This window comes from [Clostridium] saccharolyticum WM1, assembly GCF_000144625.1.
GTDB classification, from domain to species: Bacteria; Bacillota; Clostridia; order Lachnospirales; family Lachnospiraceae; genus Lacrimispora; species Lacrimispora saccharolytica.
Genome location: NC_014376.1, coordinates 2,425,559 through 2,442,553 on the forward strand (window position 1 = coordinate 2,425,559; position 16,995 = coordinate 2,442,553).

A 16,995-nucleotide genomic window follows, 5' to 3' on the forward strand; every position below is an offset into this window, starting at 1 on the left:
CGTTGGCCGGGGCAATCCTCTGCCCGCCGCGGCTTATTCAAAATAAGCGTATTTAAATTCCACATCCGGTCCGAAAGGATGGTTGATCAATCCTTTCACATTGGACTTTGTAAGGGTTGCAGAACCTCTATGGTACAAGGGAGCTACGATCACATCCTCGTCGACCAGAAGCTTCTCCGCCTGCAGCAGCATATCCAGACGCTTGGTGTCGTCAGTCTCAACTCTGGCATCGTTAATCAGCTTATTATATGTTTCATTCTTGTAAGAGCCACGGTACGGAGTGCCGTTGGTCCATAAATCAAGGTAGGTCATGGCATCGTCATAGTCGGCCCCCCAAGCGGTGGAGGCAAACATGTAATTATCATTATCCATTAATTCATTTCTTGCCTGAACCGTCTTGGTATCGATTACAATATCAATGCCTAAATTCTTATTTAACTCGCTCTGTATGTAGGTAGCAACTGCTTTTGTCACAGAATCGTCTCGTACCAGCAAAGTCAGAGTAGGCGTCTGACCCAATTCCTTACAGCCTTCTTCCCAGTATTTCTTGGCTTCTTCCGGATTAAATGGGCTTAAATTTCCGTTTATCTCACGGAAGGTTTTGCTTTCGCTACCAAACATGCCTTCTGCAACAAGTCCAACGCTGGGAGCGGAACCATCTGCCAGGATTGCCTTGGTCAAAGTCTCCCGATCAATCGCCATGGAAACAGCCCTGCGGATATTTTTGTTGGCCATCACCGGATTGCTTAAAGAGAATTGGAGATATTCGGTCCTGAATTCACTTTTAGAGCTGAATTCCGGATCACTCTGGTAAGCAGCTACGTTAGAAGAATCAAGGTTTACCTGACTAAGCTCATTCGCCAGATAAGCGTTTAGAGCTGCAGACCCATCCTTCATGACTCTGACCTGTGCGTTTTCAATTTTTACATTGGCAGCATCCCAGTATTTTTCATTCTTTTTCAGGGTAGCTCCTACCGCCGGATCATAGCTGGTAATAACGTAAGGACCGCAGTAAATCATATTCTCAGCGCTTAACCCATATTGATCGCCTTTCGATGTGACATATTCTTCATTTAACGGAAAGAACTGGCAAAGAACAGTCAAGCGGGAAAAGTAAGGAGTAGGTGCTTTTAAAGTCACCTGAAAAGTCTTGTCGTCGACTGCTTTAACCCCTACTTCTTCCCCACTGACTTTGCCTTCATTATATTCTGCGCCGTTTACAATATAGTCAGTCATTATGAAACTGTATCCGTTGGTGGCCTCTGCACTCATCTGCTTTAACCAGGAAAATACAAAATCCTTTGCTGTTAAAGGAGTTCCGTTGCTCCATTGCAGGCCTTCCCTTAAGTGAAAGGTATATGTAAGCTTATCATCGGAAACATCAAAGCTTTCCGCCAGGGCAGGCTGCGCCTCATGATTCTCATCCAAACGAAGCAGACCTTCAAACGCATTATTGTTCACCATGGAGGACTGGTTGTCAGACGCTGCCCACTGTACAAGGGTCTTGATTTCCGCATTGGCATACACACTGAGCACCTGATCTCCGGAGCCCGCTGCATCTGTTTTATCAGATACGGATTCGCTTGGTGCCGTTCCCTGGGAAGCTTCTCCTGTCGTAGGGCTGCCGGTAGATCCGGTAAAACCACAGCCTGTTAAAGATCCCAGAACCAGACAGGCAGCTGTACCTAAAGCTAATACTCTTTTTTTCATTTTTCCCTCTCCTTTTGATATTGATTTTCTTGTTTCGTCTCATTTTATCGGCATTTCGCCTATGAAATTATTTGAATTATACATAATCTTAGGATTTATGTCAATAATTTTTATCATTTCATCCTGTTTTGAATTGTTTTAATTTCATATAGAAAGTCTCTTGTGACGAACCACCGCTGGTGCTGTTTCATTCGCTCCCTGCTGGTTACAATACCGCCGGTGAAGTCCATATCCATAAAGCCGTTTAACAAATGCTTCCTGAATACAGAAATTTATGATCTTCCCTGAAAAAATCCAGGAATGATACACAATAATACGAATCTTCTTCTTCAGCCCTCATCGCCCGGTTGTATATCTCCAATGCCTTATCCACGGTGATCTCAATGTCATGATAATAATATAAGGTAGCTTGCGTATGTGAAACCACGCATTCAATCAGCAGCCTTGCATCCTGGTTTTCAAACAGTATTTCTTTTAAGTTATTTCTTGTGATCATCATACGCGAATCTCCTTTCGCATCAGAACATATGTTCGTTCAGTGGTTAAAAATTAAACCACATCACAGTGGTTGCAAATAAAATTTCATATAACCGGCGGAGAAGGATCCATCCGTTTTCCGAAATTCTTTTTAGCGGTCCGCAGTCAGAAAATACAGCAGCAGTCATTAAAACAGGAAGTGCCAGCGTATTCTTCTGCAAGCTTATTTCTATTATAGCATAAGTAAACTACAAATGCAAACATATGTTCTTTCTGTTTTAAAATATTACCTGGATTTCCCTGCCTGTAATATACCTGGCTGCTTTCCGGTCTTGTGGTTCCCAAGACAAAAAATGAGAGAAGCCATATAAACAATGTTTATGGGACTTCTCTCATTAAAAAGGGGAGGATAAGTATTCACTCATCTTTGGTATAATCCTATTATGGCCTGATCCGGATGTTTTATTCATATAAAACTAAGATTATTTTTTTATAATGACTCCCCGTAATACTTTTCTATCTTTTCCTTTAATCCTTTTACATAAATCCTTTTCAGAGAAAGCATGGCCTCATCCGTTTTACCCGGCTCGTTTTTAATCTTTTCTTCCAGAGCATTTATTTCCTTCCGGCATCTGCAGATCTGATCCTTCAGCATTGAACGGCTGGGGATTTTCATAAGACCCGGCAAATCAAGAGTCCTCACAAGGAAACGTGTTACCGCTGCTTCTGCCTTTTCTTCATTTTCATAGATCCTGTTAAAAAAGTCACATACCGCATGATAAAAATTATGGTGATGTATGGAAGCTTCTCCTCCTTTGCCGCAAACAATCAGAGCGCCGTCCCTTATGATGAAGCTGACCGCATCCGGCTCCTCTTGGTTCAGACTGAATTTACTTTTTTCTATTCCATCCTGTTCCATTCCTTCATTAAGGATATCAAAAATATACCATTTAAATTCACTGATTTCTACTGTTTTTTCAAGCGCTTCCAGCCCGGGGGCTTTCATATCTTTCATATCTTCCATTCCTTCTCCTCTTTCCTGTATCCTGTTTTTTAATACCTCCCCTGAAAACCGTCACATACCGGTGTACCATAGCATCAACAGATTCAAGACAGGCTTTGGCCAGCGTTTTTATTATATCTGATGTTTTGGATAACCTCAATGATAAAATAGTAACAAACTGCGGGTTGTTTGTTTTTAACTAGTAAACCCTTTGAGCATTGCCCCTTAAATATTCGTAAGTCTCTCAAACAACCGGTTAATCTCTATCTGGCCATATCCCCAGATATTGTTGGGATATGTAGTCCCGCTGCTCCGCTCCGCCCCCCGTATCAGCAGGCGGTTTACATCATTTCCGGTAATACTTGTATAATTTCCTCTTGGAATGGCCCATTCAAAAACCATGGCAACAACTCCTGCCGCATGAGCGGCGGCGGCTCCGCTTCCGGTAATGCTTCCATATTGGTTACCTGGAACCGCACAAGTGAGCTGATATCCTGGTGCCGAAATATCTGGTTTAACGAATCCGGTTCTTGTATAGCCTCTTCCGGACTCAGGAAGTATCGTGTTGTTAAATTGGTTATAAGCCGTAACGGTCAGGGGGTTGGTTGCATTACCCGGAGAAGTTATAGTCGTATCCGGATTGGAATTTAAAAAGAAAGTATCTTCCGATATCAAATCCCCGGACGGCAGCCATGTGTGAAAAGAAAACGGTTCCTTATCAAGGTTTTGCACCCGTATGGTCCAGATTCCTGGAAGCGGATCCTGGAAGCGCATTAAAATAAGCTGATCCCCCGTTTCTTCTTCAAAAATATAATTATTTATCCATATTACACTAGGGTTAAATACAAAGGCAAATCTTCTGCATTCCCCCAGTGCCGGAAAAACCTGCCCCGTTGTTTCTCTGTTTGGAGCGGTTATTTCTATAGACAATCTTGCCGGAGCAAAGGGCCATAGCTCTATGGCAAACAATTTGTCATTTTCGCCAACTCTTAATTCAAAATCATTAAGAAAAGGTTCCGCGGTTGTATTGTTAAAATAATGTCTGCGCTTATTTGCTTCATTGCCTGTTGTGATCGTTATCCCGGTCTGCGGCTGCTGGGCCAGATAATTGGTGATAAAACTGGTGGCTCCGCGACCATCATGGCTTGACTGATTTGTTCCCATTGCAACACATATGGCAATGGGACGGTTCAGCCTTTTGGCAACCGAGGTCACATAGCTGATTCCTATAATCAGATCCGACTCCTGGTAACATTCAATGTTTTCCGGAACAAAAAAAATTTTCTTTAAACTGTTTTTAGCCGGCTTCAATTTTACTACCAGTATATCAGATTCCGGGACAACACCACTGAATGACTGTTCCAGACTGGGTTTCCCTGCAATTACACTTGCAATTGCGGTTCCATGGCCATTGGTATCCACCGACGGCACGATTGACAAAGGGTTTTCTGACCTTAACGCTACATTAATATGCTCTCTGCTGTATTCGGTACCATAGGTAAATCCCTCCGGCGGCTCCCCCTCCTGTATGGTCTGGTCCCAAAGAGAAAGGATACGGGTCGTACCGTCATTATATAAAAATGCCTGATGCTGGTAATCAATCCCGGTGTCAATGACTGCCACGATGATTCCCCGTCCAAACAAGGCCAGATAAGGGTTTCTCTGAACCGTCCCGATACCGGATTTTTCAAGACTGACGGTGGAGCTTAGGGTTAATACGGAAGGAAATGCATTATAAGGATAAATTCCCAGATCGCATGGATTCACAGAATCATTAGGGATATGAGCCAAAGAATGCCTTAAATCCATATGTGTTATATTATCTCCGGTATCGTATGTAGGAATCATAACGTTACTGATGATCAAGTCATAATAATTATCATCCAAGATTTTCTGCATGGTAAGGCCTCCCTGTCTGCACTACTGGCACATATGATATATTTTATGCAACAGGGTTCCTATTATGAGCATTAGAAAAGGAGGGTACATACGTTCCCGGGATTTGATTTGAGATCAACCTATGCCATTTGACAGCAATAAGCGGTCAAATGCATATGGGCGGCACTCATATCAGGAACATTGCCGCATAAAATGTATCATATGCTCTAACTAGATCTTAACAGGGAGACTTTATTATGGAAAAAATACTGGATAATAATTATTACGACTTGATTATCAGTAATCAGGTAGTACCATCCGTTGGAATCGGTGATGATATCACACCGCTGAATGACAGGTTCTCTCTGCTGCATGTATACAAAAAAAATAAGCAGCCATGCGATTTGGGTCAAAACTCCTACCATATTTTTCCATCCCTTTATACCCTTACCTCAACGATTGACGCTCAAACCTCTGGCGTATGCAGTTCTATGGAAAATTCGGATTTAGGCTTATTGGGGCAGGGAGTGATTATCGGCATCATAGACACAGGAATTGATTACCGGCATCCTGCATTTATGAATAGGGATAAAACCAGCCGGATTCTTTCCATATGGGACCAGACCATACAGGAGGGGACGCCGCCGGAGGGTTTTACCTATGGAACGGAATATACAAAGGCTGCTATAAATGATGCACTTCGATATGATATGCCGCTTTCCGTTGTCCCTACAACCGATATTAACGGCCATGGAACAGCCATAGCCAGTATCGCCGCCGGCTCACCCAATAAGGAACAAACGTTTAGAGGCATAGTCCCAAATGCAGATCTGGCTGTTGTGAAATTAAAAGATGCCAAGCCGAATCTTAAGAGGATATTTTCTGTTCCGGAAGACAAACTGTGCTTCCAGGAATCAGATATCGTTCTTGGAATCCGCTATCTGGCTGGTATCAGCCAACGGCTGCAACGTCCTCTTGCCATATGCATTGCTCTGGGCAGCAGTCAGGGCAGCCATGATGGAAGAGGCGTGCTAAGTGCCTTTTTAGAAAGCCTCGTTCAGCAGCCTGACCTGGGAGTATCCATTTCTGCCGGGAACGAAGGAAACAGCAGCAGACATTATTTTAACAAAACCAGCTCCGCTCCCTACTTTAACGATTTCCAACTAAATATTGCAGGGGTTGACCAGCAATTCTCCATGGAACTCTGGGCACACATTCCCGGAATCCTTTCTATTGAAATCGCTGCACCAAACAGGGAAACAATATCACCTGTCAATCCTTCCTTTAATGAATGCCAAAAATTTACTTTTCAAACCAGTCAGAGTGTGGTCTGGGTAAATAACATGATCTTTGAAAGGGAAAGCGGTGACCAGTTGATTTTATTGCGGTTTGAAAATGCTCTTCCCGGTATCTGGTACTTCCGCGTCCAAAGCCTGGCAAACGAACCTTTTTCCTTCCATTCCTGGCTGCCCAGCGGTGATTTAATATCAAATGGAACCTTTTTTTTGAATTCCAATCCGGATACGACCATAACCTCCCCCGGTAATTCCAGACGAACACTGACAGTAACGGCTTACAATCAGCAAACCGACAACATTCTGGATGCTTCAGGAAGAGGTTATACAAGAAGCGGTCTGGTCAAACCAGAACTTGCAGCACCCGGCTATCTGATTCCCTGTGCTGTTCCGGAAAACCAATACGGAACCTTAACAGGCACCGGTGCATCTGCAGCCATCGCAGCTGGTACTTCTGCCATTGTTTTTGAATGGAGTCAGGGCAAAGGCAATTTCACTTATATCACAGGTGAACAGGTCAGCCGTATCCTTATAAGAGCGGCTCACAGGAATCCTGCCTTCAGTTATCCAAACAACATATGGGGATTTGGGCAATTGGATGTGCAGCGTTTACTGGATAGGACTTCCCAGATCTTTTAATTTCATGGCTCAGCCTTACTCCTGACGGTCTGCCAATAAAGATTTCGTTTTATCAGATTGGGGAACTGTTTTTATCCCTTTAGTCCTGCTGCACGGTTTCCTGCTGTATTCCAAGATGGCTTGTACAATATGGGCACCGGGTAGCACTGATATTGACACGTTTGAAGCAATACGGGCACTCCTTGTCCACAGGGGCGGCAGGCTCAGCCTGCTGCTTCTTTCCCCGCATAGAATTAATCGCTTTAATCATCAGGAAAATAACAAAAGCCATGATGAAAAAGTTTATAACTGCTGTAATAAAGGAACCATATGCAAATACCGGCCCAAGTACCTTCGCTGCCTGAAGATTGGAAACATCTGCACCTTCCGGGACATTGTACAAAAGGAGGAATTTACTGGAAAAATCCACTCCTCCGGTAATCACTCCAATCAAAGGCGATATAATGTCCTTGACCAGAGAATTGACAATTGCCTGAAAAGCAGCACCGATAATTACACCGACTGCCAGATCCACTACATTGCCGCGCAAAACAAATTCTTTAAATTCGGCTATCATACCTTTTTTATTTCCCATAAACATCAATCCTCTCTACAAATTTCCGAAACTAATTGATAAACTTTAGAATTAAGCCTTATCCTGTATATGTGCTATTACAGAAACGGGAGCCCTTTTGGAAATATCTTAAAAAGCGGGTTCCGGATGCCGGATACCCGCTCAATCTTACTAACAGCCGCCTTTATTTTCTATTACATCAACATCGAGTGTATTTGCAACGCCTTGTCATGCAGGCCGCCTTCTTTATTCATTCAGATTCAAGCATACATAATTTCACTGATAATTCCCTGATAATATTGATTTAACGGCATTTTCAATTTCCTCATACCCGGTACATCTGCATAAATTTGATTGTAACCATTCCTCTATGATAGGATCGTCGGCATTTGGAACATGCCTGGCTAATGCATGACAAACCATCAGAAATCCGGAAGTGCAATAACCACATTGAAATCCCCAGTTCTTTATAAACGCATCCTGTATGGGAGCATCTTTCAGACCTTCAATCGTTGTTATTTTATGCCCAACCGCCTCCGCAGCCAGCATCAGACAGGATTTGACAGGCATATCGTCAACAAGCACCGTACAAGTGCCGCAATCCCCGTTTTCACATCCGCTTTTTGCCCCGGTCAAAGACAGTTCTTTCCGGAGTACATGAAGCAGGGTGTGGGATGGTTTCGCCATAACAGGCCTATCCTCTCCATTTACATTAAGAATGATGATACTGTTTCCTGATAAATACATATTACTCCTTAATTCCTGAAAAGATCATCCTATCTTTTCAAAATTCATAAACATTTCCTGCAGGATGTTTTCTAATACGAATTCCCGATATTCCCTGCTTCCTGACAAATCACCCTTACAGTCATTGTGTACTGAATTAATGATTTTCTTAATTTTCTGATCCGTGCTGTATAATTTATGGTTTATGATCCTTTCCGATAATAGGATCGGATTGTTCCCATACCCGGTAATTGCTGCCTTAGCCGCTTTTTTATATTTCACTGCCGCCATGGTAATCAATGGGTAATCTATTTTCTCCATTCTGGTCCTTTTAACATGATTGTAAGGTAAATATAAATTATCTTCTTCTATCATTATGGATACAATAAATTCTCCTTTTTTTAACTTCAGTTTACCATCAAATGCCTGTAAAAACGGCAGCGAGACCAATCCCCCCTGCGTCATCACCTGCAGGGTACAATCACTGATCATAAAAGGCAAAGCCGCTTCCCGGTATTTGATCGTACCGGCCAGATTACCGCCTATGGTAATCTTCCCCTGAATGGTATGGTCAGCAATCCGTTTGATGGATTTGGACAGCAAAGGATATGCATTGTGTTCTGCAATATTTGTAAGAGTCTGGGCTGCTCCGATTCTGAGTTTCCCGTCACTTAACTCAAGCTGATTGCACTGGGGTATTCCTTTTAAATCAATGACTGCATCAAAATTTATGCTGTTAACCCTGGCCATACTGATTATTTCTGTACCGCCTCCATAATATAGAGGTTTTTTGTTATTTAAAAGTAAATCATGATAGCAGCCCAATGCTTCTTCCAGGCTATCTGGTTTATAATAATCAAAGTCAAAAGGTATCATAATTTCAGCCTTTCCCGCCATATGAATTCAGGCGTAATGGGAAGCCGGTTTACATCGATCTCAGCCGCCAATGATATGGCATTTGCCAGTGCGGCAGGCATTCCGATGATGCCGTGTTCTGCAATCCCTCTGGCTCCGTAAGGTGCATCCATTTGAGGCGTTTCTACAAAATCAACCAGGTATTTCGGGTTTTCTCCGTAACGGATCATTTTATAAGTCCGGAAGCTTGTATCTTCTGCAATTCCATCTTCATTGTAAATAAAATCTTCACAGATTCCCAATCCCAGTCCCATGCACATGCCGCCCATGATTACACCTCTTGCACTCCTTGGATTTAAGACCTTTCCTGCATCAATCACAGTAGCAGCCTTTAAAATCCGGTAAGTATGCTGTCTGGTATTGTATTCAATTTCAACTGCCTGAGCGCCAACGGTCCAGCTTTGACCTGGCACTCCCTGTCCTGATGCCTCATTTAGGGGGGTGAGATGATTCATAACATAGCTGCCACGTCCTATGACAGGCCCTTTGACAGAATTACCATTGGGATATTTATAACCCTTGACCAGATCTTTGAACATGATGTAAAGCTCAGGATTATGCTTTGCATATATCATCATATTCTCAAAATACAGATCCTCGGGAGGACACCGGAGTGCAATGGATGCCAAGTTCAGCAGCTGGGAGATAGCATCATCAGCCGCATTTAAAACGGCACGCCCTACTAAAAAAGTAGTCATGCTGGCAACTGTTTTCCATAAATATGGTGTTGACTGAGTATTCACATCCAGTTTTACATAAACGTTGTCAATGGATGTTCTCATTTTTTCTGCCAATAGCTGGGCTGCTGTTGTCTTCATTCCCGGACCTATCTCGGTGGCACCGCAATCCAGATTCATGGTTCCGTCAGAATTAAAGGTCAAAACAGCACTTGCACCTGCGTCCGTAGGAGTATCGGAGGTTTTGACCAGACAACTGATCCCTTTTGCTCTTATCAGGCCATTTCCTTCCTCTATGCGTGCTCCTTCTTTCCAGTTAATAATTGTCTTTAATCTTTCCAAACATTCTTCCGCATTGCCTGTATTGCTGGCAGTAACCTTAACCTGGGTAGGAGTCAAATCACCGGCACGGACCAGGTTTAAATGCCTTAGCTGAAAAGAATCCAGCCCTGTTTTGTCTGCCAGCTTGTCCATCATTCTTTCCAGGCAAAAGGTATATGCCTCATGTCCAAACCCGCGGAAAGAGGTGGCATATGGATGATTTGTATATACGCTGTAACAATCACATTGGATATTGGGTATATGATAAGGACCGGCACAATCCACCGCTATGGCCTTCGCAATTTTAGGAGATATATCCGCATATGCTCCGGTGTCTATGTGAAATGACATTTCAGCCGCTGTAATTGTTCCGTCTCTTTTTGCGCCTATTCTGATGGATGCTTCCAACCCCAAATGACACGGAGAGGTGACCATATCTTCCTCTCTCGTATTCGCCAGATTGATCCATTTGCCTTTTACATTCATTGCCGAAATCACTGCCAATACCTCCGGTTGTACGCAGGATTTTCCTCCAAACCCTCCGCCGACAAACGGAACCTGTACGGTTACCTTTCCTTCCGGAATATTAAAGTATTGGCTGACCAGTTCCTTGACCTCATAAGGAGACTGAGAGGAAGTCTTTATTATTACGCTGTCATCCGGCATGATCATACAATGGACTGCTCTGGTTTCCATGGCAGCGTGATCCGATTGGGGAAGCGAAAAGTTTCCCTCTATCACAATTTCACTGTCCTGCCACCCTTTCTGCATATTCCCTTTTCTGATTTTCTGATGATGACAGATGTTTGTTCCTTTAACGGGATAAACTTCCTCTGCGGCTTTTGTATAGGACATGAGAGATTCATGTATGATGACGGGATTCCTCTTCGTTGCCTCTTTCACTGTATTTACAACCGGCAAAGGTTCATACTCTATCAGTATTTTTCCTGCTGCAGCCTTTGCCTGCATTTCATCATCTGCTACAACAATGGCAACCGGTTCGCCGTAATAACGCACTTTTTCTCTAGCTAAAGGAGGCCGGTCCCGGAACATCGTTCCGCACAAGATCTGATATTCCTTTGCAGTAATGACTGCCCTTACTCCAGGCATTGCAGATGCTTCCGACGTATCAATCGATATAATCCGGGCATGAGCATGAATACTTGTTAATAGCCTGGCATAAAGCATGGGGAAATCACTCAAATCGTTTGTATATTTGGCCATGCCCGTCACCTTATGGTTTGCCTCTTTTCTTACTGTATCTTTTCCCAACTGGGTTTCCATTGGCCGCCTCCTGATATGTTTTATTTGCTAATTAATATATGGTCACCGTTTTTAAGCTGCACCACACTGGCTCGAAGCGCCTTCCCCAAGTCGGTCAGACAGATTTCTCGTTCCTCCAGATCAGGGATATAAAGGGTCAATGGATCGCCTGATATGATCCTTTCTTTGTTATCTGTTATATAAACTAATATCTCAGGATTACTCTGTCCCATCGTGCCCTCCTCCTATATCAATATCCATAATAGTATTTATTTTTCTGCTGTTTTCCAATACCGGTGTCTTTTTAATGACATCTATAATGGCATCAGGGTCACGGATAATTGGCACAAAAGCCAGCAGCAGCTTTCCTTTTGTATAATTTTTTCTGGTGAAACTGAACCGCTTAACGCCAAAGGTTCTGGTTGCCTCAAAAAGCATTGCCTGTCTCTGTCCGGAATTCTCAAGGGTAATTCTGAATTTATTGCTTTTCGGTTCTATGACAATACCAATGCCTTCTTTTAAGAATAAGTCCCTGCTTACCCGGGTTCCCAGTACATTGGTGACATACATGCCATCTACAAACAAATCCGAATGTTCAATGGTTATTTTCCCTTCTTTTATATAACAGATATCACCAATGCATTTACCTTTTGTCAATCTGGTCAGGAAATAAATAATAACAAGGCCGCTGGCAGCGGCAACCAGCATGTTCAGCACCAGATTATTCGAAGATAAAACACTTAAGATCAGAACAACAAGCAGGGAGGTAAGGAGGGATAAATAATTTCTGGACTCATAAGTCTTTGCAATGCCGTCAATATAGGCAGCTCCTCGTTTGGAATACTCTGTTTTTTCCAGATCCTCAAGGCTTTCCTTTTCTGTTTCTCTTACATCCCGGAAATGCTGGATGGCTAAGGCAATAAAAGTTACAGCCGTAAATTCTTTGTTTAGCAGGGATGGGATTGCAACAGATCCCAAAGCAGAAGCCAGTATGCCTATGACGATGCTGATAAATCCGCCCGTCGGATAACTGGGATTTTGACGTGTATCAATGCGAAGCGTAATAATCCGCGCAATCGTTCCCATTGCGATACCGCACAATATAATCGTAAGATCATGAAATGCTAATGTTTTCTCCATTTGACTTCATGGCATCACAGGTGAGGCCATAATTCTCCAATCTAAATTTTAGAATATTATTACCTTTTCCTTATATCCTATACAGGAGCCAGAAACAAAGGGCATTGTTTCCCATCTCGCAGTTTTATAAGACTTGATCCGTTCCGCATTGGGCTTCCTTTCTGCTGCTGTCATCTGTCCCCATTTCATCGTTTCTAAAGTCAAACACCGACTGCACTACAGTAAAGCCCAAGGTCATGAAAACAACCATAACAACCCCATAAATTACCGATACATTGATAACAGTTTTTGCTGCTTTTACCAACATCTTCCTCATACTGTCTTCCTTTCTTCCAGGCTCCTGCCGGTCTCATTTCTCTTGTAAATACATTACAGTCATAGCATATATAATTATTGTAGATTTATTCTTGTATTCATCTTCCTTTGTAAAAAAATTCATATTTTAATACTGCTATATCGATTCTTACATCCGATTGAAGCGGTTTCCCATCCCTGCATTTACAGCTCATATACGCAAATTCGAACATATGTTTGATTTATTGTTTTTTATATGTTATAATACTTACGAAAAGACACATAAGGAGTAATTGCAATGGAAAAACAACTAATGAATGATGAATGTTTCGTTTTTATTGAATCCGGATTAAATGCCTTAGAAGAAATAGGCTGGTATGGTGAAACAAGATTTATATGCCCTATTTGCGGTTATAACAATGCCAATGCCAAAAGGATTAAAACACCAAATAAAGTCCGTAATAAATCCACCTGGTTATATTGCGAAGAATGCGGAATGCTTGTTCATGGATAATTTGTTAGAGGATAGACATCAATGGCTTAGAAAAATAGCAGAATTAGCTTGCAGGATCGGGGAATCTATTAAAAAAGCAACATCTTATATCGCAAGATGTTGCTTAAAGTCATTCATTATTAATATCTTCCTAACTTCATGTGACCAGCAAGTTCTGTTTTTGATCTTTGTTTAATCACCCATGCTTTATATCCTTTGCCTGAGCAAATACAACCACGCATTTAGGATCTAAGTTATCCTCAATCCCTTCCCGGCTTAAAGCAATAATTTTTTCAGCCAATGTAAAAATCTTCATATGAATGGCATTGGTGCGATCATTCAAGGCATTTCCTGATGTCCTTTGTTTCATGGTCTTCATATTTAACCATATTTCCTTCCCAGGTTCTCAACTGAACATAGCCAGGTCCCCGGGATACAATGTAATTAGGAAAGATGGGAGTTTTTCCCTGTCCCTTTGGTGCATTTACTATAAATGTGGGAATCGCCATTCCCGAAGTATAACCGCGTAAGTATTCCATGATCTCTATGCCGTCCTCAATGGATGTATTAAAATGAGCGGTACCCTGAACATGTTTTGCATGAAAGATGTAATAAGGTCTCACTCTGCATTTTAGCAGCTCATGATTGAGTACCCGCATTATGTATTTATTATTATTAATTCCATTTAACAACACTGCCTGATTTCCCAGGACAATTCCGGAATCAGCCAGCTTTTCGCATGCCGCTTTTGACGCTTTAGTAATTTCTATTGGATGGTTAAAATGCGTGTTTATATAAATTGGATGATATTTTCTAAGCATGGAGCATAATTGATCCGTAATCCTTTGAGGCATGGTTACCAGGCTCCTGGTACCCAGGCGGATATAATCGATATGGGATATCTCTTTTAACTGCTTAATCATCCACTCAAGGTCCTCATCAGATAAACACAGGGCATCACCGCCGGTGATAAGCACATCCCTGATTTCCTCATTTTCTCTTATGTATTCAATAGACTCCAGGATCATTTCTCGAGACCTATGAACATCTTCCTCGCCGATATTCCTTCTTCTCTGGCAGTGTCTGCAGTACATGGCACATTCATTGGTCACATTGATAATTAACCGGTCTGGATACCGCCTTGTGATACAGCCTGCCGGATTTGTATATTCTTCCCCCATGGGATCAAGGTCCAAACAGGGATCCTCCAGCTCTTTATGGGTTGGAATTGATAATAACCGTATGGGATCATAATTGTCATGCGGATCCGCCAAACTTAAATAATAGGGAGAAACCGCCCATCTGTATTTTTTTTCAACCTTTTTAATGCGCATCTTTTCTGTTTCATTTAAGGGAATGATTTCACTTAACGTATTAATATCCGATATCTTATGGGTTAACTGCCAATGATAATCATTCCAATTCTCTTCTGTTGCGTTTAATACCTTTAATATTTTATTTTTCCTCTTAACAAACTCTTCCTCCATGTCCATTCCCTTTGGAATCCTTTTTCTGGCTTCTAAAAAATCTTCGATACGCCCCTTTAATTCCTCTGCTCTTTCCTTTGATACCTGTCGTTTCCTGCCTTCTTCCATGAAACGTCTCCTTCCATATTTTATTTACTCCCTAAAAATAATCTTTCTATGGAGATTTTTACATTGATCCGTGATAATTTCTCTTTTTACGAAGCAATCAGCGGTTTGTTCCGCGGTTAATTGAAACGTTCTTATATGGGATGTTTGGATAATTAATTTTAGACTTGATTTTGAATTATATTGCCTGGACAAGATTAAGTAAATCGTTTCTATGAATTCCTCTATTATTTACTGCACTTTTGCCACGGGCAAAGTAACAACTTAATTATACCAGCAAAGTTGTCACCTAGTCAACCCTATGAAAAAATCCTAATTCACACTCAATAAGAGCAAGTAAATTCCATGCTTCTATTGAGTGCGTATTAGGATTTCGTGTAATAACCTTCAGTAAAACTCAGCTTATTATATTGCAGCCAACATTTTCAATACAAGATTTTATTAAATTTTCGTCTGTTGATTGATTGTATCCGACTTCAATAGAATCTCTTGCTACGTCAATATTAACCATAGAGATACCTTCTATTTTATCCAAAGCATTTTTCAGCTGTGTTTTAATCTCAGAATTCTGTAAGCCTGATATATTATAATGAACGCGATTCATATAATCACTCCTTTACCGTTTCTATTATATTTTTTGTACATTTAAAGCACATAACCCTTTCTCATCTTTTCTCACATCAAAATTAACCGACTCACCTTCGTGCAAATCTTTATTATGAGTTTTTTCTTTGACTTGTGAATGATGTACAAAAACATCTTGTCCTTCACTGGTTGATAGAAAGCCGTAGCCTTTTTCATTATCAAACCATTTTACCACACCCGTATAATTAGACATTTTATTGAAAACCTCCTTATAAACCCACTATTATCCTACAAAAGATAGCCAAACCTTTATCATTTCCTATATGGGGAAATATTTATATTTTCCTGTTTTTCGGCTAAATGAAACTTATTTTAGTTCACATTAGAGTCTAAGGTTATTTATCCTTTGAATTATCTGCCTTTAAACCAAATACGGCCCGGGCGCTTTCTGCCTGTGGATTATGCTTAATATGCTTTGAATGAAAAGTACCATCTTCCTTTTTATGATTACTAGTACTTTTTTTTGAATTATCCCTGCTCATCGTTTGCCTCCTTTAATTATAAAACTATTTTCTATTATACCATTCCTATAAAAAACCCATTCTATGATCAGTTTCCAATTTGAACCAGAAATCTGAATCGTGCATGGGAAGTCAGTGAACCATGACTGCTTCCGGTTTATTGCTTTATTTTACCTTCCTTATAATGTTTACGGCACAAGGAAACATATTTATCATTAGCCCCCATTGATACCTGCTGACCTGTCCTTACGATGTTTCCATTTTCATCAATTCGAGCATTCATATTCGCATGATTGCCGCACCAGCATACTGTCTTTAGCTCTTCAATTTCATCTGCTAATTCCATCAAACGCTTTGAGCCGGAAAAAAGGTGAGATGTAAAATCAATCCTTAGGCCATAACAGAAGACTGGAATATGGTATTCATCAACGATATTTGAAAGTTGATCAATATCGGCTTCCGATAAAAATTGGACCTCATCTACAATCACCGCATCCAGATTATTGATGAACTTAAAGTCATAATTTTTAAATTCAGACCACAAAATACAATCCGCCTCCAGCCCGATTCTGGACTTGATTTTCTTTCTTCCATCTCTGGTTTCTATATCAGGCTTTACGAGCAAAACCTTCTTCCCTTTTTCCATATAATTATATCTGGTCATTAGTGCATTGGCTGTCTTAGAGCTTCCCATTGCGCCGTATCTGAAGTACAATTTAGCCATTTATTTCTCCTTTTCTCTATATGTTTATGTCCTAAGAAATCAAACCTGCTGTTCCAAACGAAAAAGCTTCATTTATTTCTCCAAAATCAATTCTGTAAGATAAAAATCTATCCTTGAATAATATCGGCATCCCCAATTTCAGTCTCCTAAAATAGGCATGCATGCTTACTACACTGCGAATGAAACTTC

19 protein-coding genes are annotated in these 16,995 nt (G+C 41.3%); 2 read left to right on the forward strand and 17 right to left on the reverse strand.

Translation table 11 applies throughout. The annotated features are described in order from the left end of the window. Window positions 1-33: 33 nt before the first annotated feature. From CLOSA_RS11365 to CLOSA_RS11385, 4 genes are all read right to left on the reverse strand, one after another. A complete protein-coding gene (locus CLOSA_RS11365; protein WP_013272917.1) occupies window positions 34-1,710 on the reverse strand; it encodes a peptide ABC transporter substrate-binding protein in 1,677 nt (558 codons plus the stop codon). A gap of 244 nt (window positions 1,711-1,954) precedes the next feature. Then, entirely contained in the window at window positions 1,955-2,209 is a 255-nt protein-coding gene (locus CLOSA_RS11370) for a hypothetical protein (RefSeq protein WP_013272918.1), read from the reverse strand. Window positions 2,210-2,677: 468 nt separating this feature from the next. After that, the gene (locus CLOSA_RS11380; protein WP_013272919.1) at window positions 2,678-3,211 is read right to left on the reverse strand and encodes a hypothetical protein; all 534 of its coding nucleotides are present in this window, start codon (window positions 3,209-3,211) and stop codon (window positions 2,678-2,680) included. Window positions 3,212-3,415: 204 nt separating this feature from the next. Continuing rightward, window positions 3,416-5,089 carry a S8 family peptidase gene (locus tag CLOSA_RS11385; protein WP_013272920.1) on the reverse strand — a complete coding sequence of 558 codons (1,674 nt, stop codon included), beginning with the start codon at window positions 5,087-5,089 and terminating at the stop codon, window positions 3,416-3,418. A 236-nt stretch (window positions 5,090-5,325) separates the two neighbouring features. Between CLOSA_RS11385 and CLOSA_RS11390 the strand changes: the two genes are divergently transcribed. Beyond that, entirely contained in the window at window positions 5,326-7,002 is a 1,677-nt protein-coding gene (locus tag CLOSA_RS11390; protein WP_013272921.1) for a S8 family peptidase, read from the forward strand. Window positions 7,003-7,081: 79 nt separating this feature from the next. Here CLOSA_RS11390 and mscL read toward each other — a convergent pair whose 3' ends face one another. The 7 genes from mscL to CLOSA_RS11425 form a co-directional block, all read right to left on the reverse strand. After that, complete coding sequence (gene mscL, locus CLOSA_RS11395) at window positions 7,082-7,576, reverse strand: large conductance mechanosensitive channel protein MscL (RefSeq protein ID WP_013272922.1); 495 nt, start codon at window positions 7,574-7,576, stop codon at window positions 7,082-7,084. A gap of 255 nt (window positions 7,577-7,831) precedes the next feature. Next, a complete protein-coding gene (locus CLOSA_RS11400) occupies window positions 7,832-8,302 on the reverse strand; it encodes a (2Fe-2S)-binding protein (protein ID WP_013272923.1) in 471 nt (156 codons plus the stop codon). A 24-nt stretch (window positions 8,303-8,326) separates the two neighbouring features. Beyond that, window positions 8,327-9,157, reverse strand: coding sequence for an FAD binding domain-containing protein (locus CLOSA_RS11405; protein ID WP_013272924.1), 831 nt, complete (start codon window positions 9,155-9,157; stop codon window positions 8,327-8,329). Next, complete coding sequence (locus tag CLOSA_RS11410) at window positions 9,154-11,478, reverse strand: xanthine dehydrogenase family protein molybdopterin-binding subunit (protein ID WP_013272925.1); 2,325 nt, start codon at window positions 11,476-11,478, stop codon at window positions 9,154-9,156. The genes CLOSA_RS11405 and CLOSA_RS11410 overlap by 4 nt, the downstream gene beginning before the upstream one ends. Window positions 11,479-11,498: 20 nt before the next feature. Beyond that, the gene (locus tag CLOSA_RS11415; RefSeq protein ID WP_013272926.1) at window positions 11,499-11,690 is read right to left on the reverse strand and encodes a capping complex subunit for YIEGIA; all 192 of its coding nucleotides are present in this window, start codon (window positions 11,688-11,690) and stop codon (window positions 11,499-11,501) included. Next, window positions 11,677-12,597 (reverse strand): YIEGIA family protein, encoded by a 921-nt coding sequence (locus CLOSA_RS11420; protein WP_013272927.1) that lies wholly within the window; start codon window positions 12,595-12,597, stop codon window positions 11,677-11,679. Before CLOSA_RS11420 ends, CLOSA_RS11415 begins: the two co-directional genes overlap by 14 nt. A 124-nt stretch (window positions 12,598-12,721) precedes the next feature. Next, complete coding sequence (locus CLOSA_RS11425; protein ID WP_013272928.1) at window positions 12,722-12,913, reverse strand: hypothetical protein; 192 nt, start codon at window positions 12,911-12,913, stop codon at window positions 12,722-12,724. 276 nt (window positions 12,914-13,189) lie between these two features. Between CLOSA_RS11425 and CLOSA_RS11430 the strand changes: the two genes are divergently transcribed. Continuing rightward, window positions 13,190-13,405, forward strand: coding sequence for a hypothetical protein (locus tag CLOSA_RS11430; protein WP_013272929.1), 216 nt, complete (start codon window positions 13,190-13,192; stop codon window positions 13,403-13,405). A 175-nt stretch (window positions 13,406-13,580) separates the two neighbouring features. Here CLOSA_RS11430 and CLOSA_RS22135 read toward each other — a convergent pair whose 3' ends face one another. The 6 genes from CLOSA_RS22135 to CLOSA_RS11455 all read right to left on the reverse strand — a co-directional run bounded on the left by CLOSA_RS22135 (window position 13,581) and on the right by CLOSA_RS11455 (window position 16,806). Beyond that, a complete protein-coding gene (locus CLOSA_RS22135) occupies window positions 13,581-13,727 on the reverse strand; it encodes a hypothetical protein (RefSeq protein ID WP_207636041.1) in 147 nt (48 codons plus the stop codon). Continuing rightward, the gene (eam, locus tag CLOSA_RS11440; RefSeq protein WP_013272930.1) at window positions 13,720-14,979 is read right to left on the reverse strand and encodes a glutamate 2,3-aminomutase; all 1,260 of its coding nucleotides are present in this window, start codon (window positions 14,977-14,979) and stop codon (window positions 13,720-13,722) included. The genes CLOSA_RS22135 and eam overlap by 8 nt, the downstream gene beginning before the upstream one ends. A 394-nt stretch (window positions 14,980-15,373) precedes the next feature. Continuing rightward, complete coding sequence (locus tag CLOSA_RS11445) at window positions 15,374-15,580, reverse strand: hypothetical protein (protein WP_013272931.1); 207 nt, start codon at window positions 15,578-15,580, stop codon at window positions 15,374-15,376. Between the two features lie 24 nt (window positions 15,581-15,604). After that, on the reverse strand, window positions 15,605-15,814 hold the full coding sequence (locus CLOSA_RS11450) for a cold-shock protein (protein ID WP_013272932.1): 210 nt from the start codon (window positions 15,812-15,814) through the stop codon (window positions 15,605-15,607). Between the two features lie 142 nt (window positions 15,815-15,956). Then, window positions 15,957-16,103, reverse strand: coding sequence for a CPC_1213 family protein (locus CLOSA_RS22910; protein ID WP_013272933.1), 147 nt, complete (start codon window positions 16,101-16,103; stop codon window positions 15,957-15,959). Between the two features lie 136 nt (window positions 16,104-16,239). Beyond that, window positions 16,240-16,806 (reverse strand): thymidine kinase, encoded by a 567-nt coding sequence (locus CLOSA_RS11455; protein WP_013272934.1) that lies wholly within the window; start codon window positions 16,804-16,806, stop codon window positions 16,240-16,242. Window positions 16,807-16,995: the final 189 nt, after the last annotated feature.

Bases quoted from the DNA above. Each gene is read 5' to 3' on its own strand.
- CLOSA_RS11415 (WP_013272926.1), bottom strand. From the start codon at position 11,690: ATGGGACAGAGTAATCCTGAGATATTAGTTTATATAACAGATAACAAA.
- CLOSA_RS11420 (WP_013272927.1), bottom strand. From the start codon at position 12,597: ATGGAGAAAACATTAGCATTTCATGATCTTACGATTATATTGTGCGGT.
- CLOSA_RS11390 (WP_013272921.1), top strand. From the start codon at position 5,326: ATGGAAAAAATACTGGATAATAATTATTACGACTTGATTATCAGTAAT.
- CLOSA_RS11400 (WP_013272923.1), bottom strand. From the start codon at position 8,302: ATGTATTTATCAGGAAACAGTATCATCATTCTTAATGTAAATGGAGAG.
- CLOSA_RS11455 (WP_013272934.1), bottom strand. From the start codon at position 16,806: ATGGCTAAATTGTACTTCAGATACGGCGCAATGGGAAGCTCTAAGACA.
- CLOSA_RS11425 (WP_013272928.1), bottom strand. From the start codon at position 12,913: ATGAGGAAGATGTTGGTAAAAGCAGCAAAAACTGTTATCAATGTATCG.
- CLOSA_RS11380 (WP_013272919.1), bottom strand. From the start codon at position 3,211: ATGGAAGATATGAAAGATATGAAAGCCCCCGGGCTGGAAGCGCTTGAA.
- CLOSA_RS11370 (WP_013272918.1), bottom strand. From the start codon at position 2,209: ATGATGATCACAAGAAATAACTTAAAAGAAATACTGTTTGAAAACCAG.
- CLOSA_RS11405 (WP_013272924.1), bottom strand. From the start codon at position 9,157: ATGATACCTTTTGACTTTGATTATTATAAACCAGATAGCCTGGAAGAA.
- CLOSA_RS22910 (WP_013272933.1), bottom strand. From the start codon at position 16,103: ATGAGCAGGGATAATTCAAAAAAAAGTACTAGTAATCATAAAAAGGAA.
- mscL (WP_013272922.1), bottom strand. From the start codon at position 7,576: ATGGGAAATAAAAAAGGTATGATAGCCGAATTTAAAGAATTTGTTTTG.
- CLOSA_RS11365 (WP_013272917.1), bottom strand. From the start codon at position 1,710: ATGAAAAAAAGAGTATTAGCTTTAGGTACAGCTGCCTGTCTGGTTCTG.
- CLOSA_RS11410 (WP_013272925.1), bottom strand. From the start codon at position 11,478: ATGGAAACCCAGTTGGGAAAAGATACAGTAAGAAAAGAGGCAAACCAT.
- CLOSA_RS11430 (WP_013272929.1), top strand. From the start codon at position 13,190: ATGGAAAAACAACTAATGAATGATGAATGTTTCGTTTTTATTGAATCC.
- CLOSA_RS11445 (WP_013272931.1), bottom strand. From the start codon at position 15,580: ATGAATCGCGTTCATTATAATATATCAGGCTTACAGAATTCTGAGATT.
- CLOSA_RS11450 (WP_013272932.1), bottom strand. From the start codon at position 15,814: ATGTCTAATTATACGGGTGTGGTAAAATGGTTTGATAATGAAAAAGGC.
- CLOSA_RS11385 (WP_013272920.1), bottom strand. From the start codon at position 5,089: ATGCAGAAAATCTTGGATGATAATTATTATGACTTGATCATCAGTAAC.
- eam (WP_013272930.1), bottom strand. From the start codon at position 14,979: ATGGAAGAAGGCAGGAAACGACAGGTATCAAAGGAAAGAGCAGAGGAA.